The sequence below is a fragment of the Spirosoma utsteinense genome (assembly GCF_014282275.1).
Classification (GTDB): Bacteria; Bacteroidota; Bacteroidia; order Cytophagales; family Spirosomataceae; genus Spirosoma; species Spirosoma utsteinense.
Genome location: NZ_VFIA01000015.1, coordinates 153,464 through 160,289 on the forward strand (window position 1 = coordinate 153,464; position 6,826 = coordinate 160,289).

The following is a 6,826-nucleotide window of genomic DNA, read 5'->3' on the forward strand; positions in this document are numbered from 1 at the left end:
GTTATGTCTCTCAAACTCCCGTTTATAGAAGCCGAAATTACGGACCAGTACCTTTATGACGAGAACCCACGTCCGTGGATCATCGGCTTTAGTGGTGGTAAAGATTCCACTATGCTGTTGCAGGTGGTTTGGCGAGCCCTGATGAAAATCCCGGCTGAGCTACGGAATCGCCGAATCTATGTGGTTTGTAACGATACGCTGGTTGAGAATCCCAAAATCGTCTCGTTCATCAATCGGACGCTGACCTTGTTACGCAAATCGGCAACGCAGCAGGGGTTACCCATCAGCGTACACCGCACAACACCCCGCCTTGAAGATACATTCTGGGTGAACCTCATTGGTAAAGGCTATCCGGCCCCTACCAACTCGTTCCGCTGGTGTACCGAACGGCTTAAAATTAACCCAACCACGCGTTTTATTCAGGAGAAAATCAGTGAGTCGGGCGAGGCTATTATCCTGCTCGGTACGCGCTCCGACGAAAGCCAAAGCCGCGCCCGGTCCATGAAACGGCACGAACTGAAAGGGCAGCGGTTGCGTAAACACATACTACCCAACGCGTTTGTATACGCGCCCATCCGGGATATTGAAACCGGTGAACTCTGGCAATACATGATGCAGGTATCGCCACCCTGGGGCGGTACGCACAAGGAATTGGTGACGCTCTACCGGAACGCCAACTCCGGTGACTGCCCGCTGGTGATTGACGACACAACACCATCCTGCGGCAATAGCCGGTTTGGTTGCTGGGTTTGTACTGTGGTGAGCCGCGATAAAAGTATGGAAGGACTCATAAGCAATGGCGACGACTGGATGGAGCCACTTATGGAACTTCGCAACAAGATTCTGGTAGAGCGCTCGAACCGGGAATCGCGCGAAAAACGTCGACGTACCGAGAGCGCCTACAAAGAAGAAGACGAAAATACCTGGGGGCCATATACCCCCAAAATTCGGGCTGAGTTTCTGACGATGCTGCTGGAAGCCCAAAAGGAAATTCAGGACTCGCAGGGCGACATGATGGAGCTGATTACCCATCAGGAACTCGTAGCCATTCAACTAACCTGGTTCCGCGATGGTGTATTTAGTCCTAAAGTAGCTGATATTTATAACCGCATCTATGAGACCGAAATCGATATGAGCAAGCACGTTGAAAAACTCCGCCGGGAAGAAGACTTACTCCGTCAGACCTGCACGAATGAGCCAGAGCACGTTGAACTGATTCAGGGATTACTCGATCTTCAAAAGAAAAAAGCCCTGAAACTCAATAAGCGTGGCTTACAACAGGATATTGAAAAGCAGTTAGAGAATTTTCTGGCTGAAAAAGGGCGTAAAGCAGAACCGCAATGAGCCGTGGGCGTATTTTATATTACGAACGGTACGACGGTTTTGGTGTTCTTATCTATCCGTACGGCCCGTTTAATCTGGCTGTTGTTTGGAGTGGTAAAAATGTATTTGCCAGGCCGATTATCGAACTACCAAACGGCGAGTGTTATTTCCTGTATCAAGGCAAGAAGTTAAACCCTTACCTTTTCGAGCTTCACCCTGATGAGCTTGATCCTGATTGGACACAAGAATGGATCAGTAGTGTCCTATATGGAGAAGAAATAAAAATAGATTTAAGCAATCTTTCAGACGAACATTTGCTGGATTTTAAGTCCATGCTTGAACGTAAAAGCGAAAAGTTGAAACAATGGTTATTAGTAGAATAGAACTCTGTAATTTTAGAATTTATCAGGGTTTAAATATAGTTGATCTTACACCCGACAAATCGAAAAATATTTTCATTGTTAGTGGTAAAAACGGGTTTGGAAAGACCACGTTTCTTATGTCTTTAGTTTGGTGTTTATATGGACGCCAAATGATCGATGTGGACGATATTTATGAAAAAGAGATAAAGGAGCAAGGTGGATATGGTTCCTATGTTAAGAGCAGTTTGAATCGCCAAGCGCAAGCTAAAGGGGATACCTCTTTTCACGTGGCTATAACAATTACAGGTACGGTGATTCCTGAATTGCCTGCTAAAGAGATTGTCATAAAGCGCTCTTACAGTACCGTAAAGGGTATTGATACGCTACAAATATTGGTAGATGGAGAAGAGACAGATCTTATAAAAGAAGAGTTGCGTGATAAAGAAATTGCGGGTGAGGAAATGTTTATCCGTGAGTTTATTATGCCTATCGAAATTGCAAAATTCTTCTTATTTGATGCTGAGAAAATTGTTAATCTGGCGGAGAATACTAGTTTAGAACAACGAAAAAAATTAAGTATTGCTTACTCTGAAATTTTAGGTATAAAAAAATATGAAGATATAAAGGGAGAAATTGAAACGTTACGAGATCGTTTAAAACAATCTTCAGCCAATCCTAAGGATAAACAACTTCTGAATACATTGAAAACAGAGGTTGAAAATATTGAAGTAGAAGTAGATAGTGCTAATAAAGAAATTGTTCTTTTGAAGGAGACAAAAGCACAGTTATCTTATCAGTCCGAACAACTTCGCGACAAGTTGGTGAGAGCTGGAAATACAGTTACGGAGGAAGGGTATCAAGCGCTAAAGAAAGAGGCTAAAGACACTTCCGATGCACTTGAATTATTGCAAAACGATTTCCGGGATTCGTTTGAAAAAATTCCGTTTGCCATAGCGGGTGGACGCTTGTTGGAAGTCGCTCAGCAGGTAGAAGATGAAACCAGTTACAAAAGCGCACAACAAGGTCAGGAACAAGTCGATCAGCGAACCGATCTAGTATTGACCGATCTATTGTCAGCCGAACGTACCCTGAAAGAAGTCTTACCAGCATCGGTGCATCGCTTCTACCACGACACGGTCAAGACTTTGATTAAGAAGCACTTTTTTGCCGAGACCCCTGACTTGCCTGAAGATTTTAAGCTACTGCATGATTTTTCCTTATCAGATACTTAACTGTTGAACAGTTTTCTGACAGATTTGAAACAGGATTTCAGGCTTTCGTTCCGAAGGCTTAATGAACGCCGTGCCCAGTTGCAGAGCCAGTTAGCAGCAGTTAGAAAACGGTTGGCGGCCGCAGATTCCAATCAGGAAGATCCGGTGCTGGCAGCAGACCGGCTTAAACGCGATGATCTGAATCTGCGTATCGTTAAGATAGACGAACAGATTGCCGACCACTACAAAGCCATTGGCAGGTGCGACGACCAGAGAGCCAATTCCGAAAAGCAGATCAGTGAAATCACGAAAAAGATTAAAATCGGGGAGGAGCACCGGGGTAAATACGAGGAATCAGAAAAGCTGATTATTGAGTTGCAGCAGTTTATCGCCCGATTCAAAACCGATAAGAAGCAATCCCTCGAAACGCAGATATTAAAGGGTCTGGATCAGTTGATGCACAAAAAAGACTTTATCAAGCGCGTCGATGTGAACATTTACGGTGAAGACATTGAAATTGATTTGTACAATAAGGCCGGCCTGAAAATCCGGAAAGATTCGCTTTCTAAAGGTGAACAGCAGATGTATGCGACAGCGCTGCTGCGTGGTCTGGTCGAAGAATCGCAGATCGAGTTTCCTGTATTTATCGACTCGCCCATGCAGAAGTTCGATGAGGAACACGCCGAAAATATCATCAAGTTCTTTTACCCAAACATTGCCGATCAGGTCATTCTGTTCCCGCTCATCAACAAGGAGATGACCAAGCGGGAATACAAAATGCTGCTGCCCCGCGTGGCGAAGGCATACCTGATCCACAACCTTAATCCTGACCGTTCGGAGTTTCGTGCCTGCGAACCAAAGGCACTTATAGATACGTATTCGCTACTCTACGCCAGTAATGCAGATCAATATTAAAACGTCGGAGGCCAACCGGCAGCGTGTTACCGACTTAACCAACCGAATTGGCGGCTCCACCCGCCTGAGCGAAAACGTGGTAGCCCGTATGGCTTTGACCTATTCGCTTTCCAAAGGCAACCGGCTCAGCCTGGAAACCGACCTTCAGGATAGTAAGGGTAAGGAATACACCGATCAGATTTTGCTGGGCAAAAACCGGTCGCTCTATATCGCCCTCGTTTGCCAGCACTACCGGATTTCCAGCACAGACGGTAATCTGGCCAGGTACATCAAAATGCACTTGGATGATGGTCTTGATATGATGGACAAGCTATTCCAGCAAAACAAGACCTACACCGGGCTCGACTTTCTGTTTGACGAAGTGGAGAAAGGTATTGAAGCGCTCGAAGATGCCGACGTACCCCTTACATCGGTTGCCAATAACAATCAGACCATCAAAAAAGGGTACTTTGCCGGGCGACTGGGCGTTACGGTTGGCTACGACATTGAGTCGGGCGAGCAGCTAACGGCGATTATGAACGACGTGCAGTTACACACGAACGCACACGTAGCGGTGGCGGGTGAGTCGGGAAGTGGTAAAACGCAGTTTGCCCTTAGCCTGCTGCAACAGATTGTGGCCGTATCGAACGGAGCCGTTAACTTCATTTATTTCGACTTCAAAGGAATGCAGCCCGGCGACCGGCCGCGTCGGCAACCGTTCTTCGATGCCACAAGGGCCACGTATATCGACGTACCTCAAACACCGTTTCCGTTCAATCCCCTGTCGTTCATCGACAATGTGAACAGCAAGAACAAGATCCAGGGAATCAGCAAGTTTGTTGACATTGTGATGAAATATGCATCGCGCATGGGGCCGGTGCAACAGCAGCAATTAAAGGAAGCCACGAAAGCCGCTTTCGACGCCAAAAAGAACGGCGAATACCCATCGCTGTCCGACATAAACGACGAGTTGCGTACTGTTACGGGTGGGCGGCCCGGCACGTTGACGCAAATCATGGACAGTCTTAGTGAACTGGACATGTTTGCCCCGGCCACCGATGTCAAAAACAGCTTTCTGAACCAGAATTATTACATCAGTTTAGGCTCCGGCCTGGACGACTCGGTACGGTTTACGGCTACGTTCCTGATGATTAACTATATCCACAACACGTTCATGAACATGGACGACGCACCCGTGGAGGTAGATGATTTTGGCAACCCCCTGCAAGCCATCCGGTACGTCTTCCTGATTGACGAGGCCCATAATATTTTCAGGGAGCCCAAGTCACGCGCCATTCTGGATACCATGCTCCGCGAAATCCGCTCAAAGGGTGTGATGGTGGTGCTGGTATCGCAGCAAATCGAAGAGTTCATTCAGGCCGACATGGATTTTTCGGCCAACTGCGCCAACGTTTTCCTGCTCAACATCAAGAACCGCAACCTGAAACTCATGAGCCGTTTCCTGGGCTACAGCGAGAAAGAAGGTTTAGTATTGGCCCGCAGCATGGAGAAAATCGAAAACGGCCAGGCCGTGACGAGTTTAAAGGAATTTAAAAGAGGGGAGTTGATGAAATTGGAACGGTTTAATAAGTAATATCTCTATGAGCCTTTTGAATGAAATACTAGATAGATTTAAAAAACCATGGACGTCATCATTTGTCGCATATTTAATCATTGTGATGATGTCAGGCTTTGTAGGAGTTTTCTTTACAATGAAAGAAGTCTATGATAGTTGTGAGAGTGATTCATACAAAGTCGCTGAAGGATTAGCAACTTTCTTTATTTCGGTTATAGCAACTTCATTTATAGATCTCAATATATCGCCAAAACTACAGAATAAAAAATCCATTATGATGTGGTCTTTTATTCTGTACGCTTTAGCTGTTTTTTTAATGTGGTGGACTTATGAGTGTAAATCTTTTTGGGCCTTCGTCCCTGCTATTTTGGGTACATTCTTCTCTGTGTCATCTTGGATATTAGCGAATGCTGATAATGAAAATATAATTAATGAAACTTTTTTTGATGACATGCGTGGAAGGGATGTAGGTCATGGAAATAGTTGGAGCCAATAAGTTATATGGAATTAAATGTAAATAATCAGATTATAGGTATACCTGTAATGCAAAATCAGCAAGATTTTGTGGTCAGTGTATTTACTATTGAACAAATTCTTCGGTTTACAAAGTATACAAAAAGATTAATTGTTGGATATGATGAACAGAATGAGCCCATATATAATAACTCAATTCAGCGGGATGTGGAAAGCTCTCGTGTAGAGAAAATAGCAGATTTTTTAATTGAAGATCCCGAAGCTACATTTCCCACTAATATAGTTTTATCAATTCCTAATCAAGTAATTGATAAACAGCGGAAACATTTATCGACTATAGAAATTTTTTTACAAGAACGTGTATATAAAGAATTAGCTAAAGATAAGAATAATGCAGATACTGGGCATGTATTTATAACCATAATTGATGGTCAACATAGAATTAGAGGTATCGAAGTCGCTATTGAACGGCTTAGAGAACACATAAATTCTCTAAATAAAACCTTAGTAAAAAGTCCTGATAGCGCTGGCTTACAATCAAAGCTAAAATATTATAGCCAACGACTCAAAGACTTATTAGGTATACAGTTAGTGGTGTCATTTTTTATAGATAAGACGCTTGAGTATCAGGCAATGATATTCTCTACTATTAATAGGACCCAGAAGAGGGTCTCAGAAAGTTTAGTTTATAGTTTATTTGGATTAACGACCAAAGACTCTCCACAAAAAACGGCGTTACAAATTGTGCTTGCATTAAATGCTCATGAAAAGTCCCCATTCTTTAACCGAATCAAGTTGTACGGTGGGGATTATGATAGTAATCAAAGCCCACCATTGTCTCAAGCAACAATGGTGAAATCAATTATTGATCTGATGGTCGTGCCTTAAAAGTGGATATTAAGCTTGAAAAAGAGATGGTTAATCAGCAACCCAATCACCGTGTCGTGCATTAAAACCGACTTGGAAAAACAGATGGTGCGACGCGC

General features: G+C 44.0%; 8 protein-coding genes. 7 read left to right on the top strand and 1 reads right to left on the bottom strand.

The window, feature by feature from the left end; genetic code table 11:
• The first annotated feature begins 3 nt into the window (after positions 1-3).
• Genes dndC through FH603_RS14130 form a run of 7 tightly spaced genes read left to right on the top strand, consistent with a single transcriptional unit; the run spans position 4 to position 6,728 of the window.
• Positions 4-1,344, top strand: a complete 1,341-nt coding sequence (gene dndC / locus FH603_RS14100) for a DNA phosphorothioation system sulfurtransferase DndC (protein ID WP_186738170.1) — start codon at positions 4-6, stop codon at positions 1,342-1,344.
• Entirely contained in the window at positions 1,341-1,706 is a 366-nt protein-coding gene (locus FH603_RS14105) for a hypothetical protein (protein WP_186738171.1), read from the top strand. The genes dndC and FH603_RS14105 overlap by 4 nt, the downstream gene beginning before the upstream one ends.
• Entirely contained in the window at positions 1,688-2,917 is a 1,230-nt protein-coding gene (locus FH603_RS14110; protein WP_186738172.1) for an AAA family ATPase, read from the top strand. Before FH603_RS14105 ends, FH603_RS14110 begins: the two co-directional genes overlap by 19 nt.
• A gap of 3 nt (positions 2,918-2,920) precedes the next feature.
• Positions 2,921-3,811 carry a hypothetical protein gene (locus tag FH603_RS14115; RefSeq protein ID WP_186738173.1) on the top strand — a complete coding sequence of 297 codons (891 nt, stop codon included), beginning with the start codon at positions 2,921-2,923 and terminating at the stop codon, positions 3,809-3,811.
• Positions 3,795-5,384 carry a DndE family protein gene (locus tag FH603_RS14120; protein ID WP_186738174.1) on the top strand — a complete coding sequence of 530 codons (1,590 nt, stop codon included), beginning with the start codon at positions 3,795-3,797 and terminating at the stop codon, positions 5,382-5,384. The genes FH603_RS14115 and FH603_RS14120 overlap by 17 nt, the downstream gene beginning before the upstream one ends.
• A gap of 7 nt (positions 5,385-5,391) precedes the next feature.
• A complete protein-coding gene (locus FH603_RS14125) occupies positions 5,392-5,862 on the top strand; it encodes a hypothetical protein (RefSeq protein WP_186738175.1) in 471 nt (156 codons plus the stop codon).
• Between the two features lie 5 nt (positions 5,863-5,867).
• Positions 5,868-6,728 (top strand): DGQHR domain-containing protein, encoded by an 861-nt coding sequence (locus tag FH603_RS14130; RefSeq protein ID WP_186738176.1) that lies wholly within the window; start codon positions 5,868-5,870, stop codon positions 6,726-6,728.
• Here FH603_RS14130 and FH603_RS29260 read toward each other — a convergent pair.
• Positions 6,725-6,814, bottom strand: coding sequence for a hypothetical protein (locus FH603_RS29260; RefSeq protein ID WP_394366387.1), 90 nt, complete (start codon positions 6,812-6,814; stop codon positions 6,725-6,727). The genes FH603_RS14130 and FH603_RS29260 overlap by 4 nt on opposite strands.
• Between the last annotated feature and the right edge of the window lie 12 nt (positions 6,815-6,826).

Coding starts and splice junctions, on each gene's coding strand:
- FH603_RS14120 (WP_186738174.1), top strand. CDS start 3,795: ATGCAGATCAATATTAAAACGTCGGAGGCCAACCGGCAGCGTGTTACC.
- FH603_RS14105 (WP_186738171.1), top strand. CDS start 1,341: ATGAGCCGTGGGCGTATTTTATATTACGAACGGTACGACGGTTTTGGT.
- dndC (WP_186738170.1), top strand. CDS start 4: ATGTCTCTCAAACTCCCGTTTATAGAAGCCGAAATTACGGACCAGTAC.
- FH603_RS14130 (WP_186738176.1), top strand. CDS start 5,868: ATGGAATTAAATGTAAATAATCAGATTATAGGTATACCTGTAATGCAA.
- FH603_RS14125 (WP_186738175.1), top strand. CDS start 5,392: ATGAGCCTTTTGAATGAAATACTAGATAGATTTAAAAAACCATGGACG.
- FH603_RS14110 (WP_186738172.1), top strand. CDS start 1,688: ATGGTTATTAGTAGAATAGAACTCTGTAATTTTAGAATTTATCAGGGT.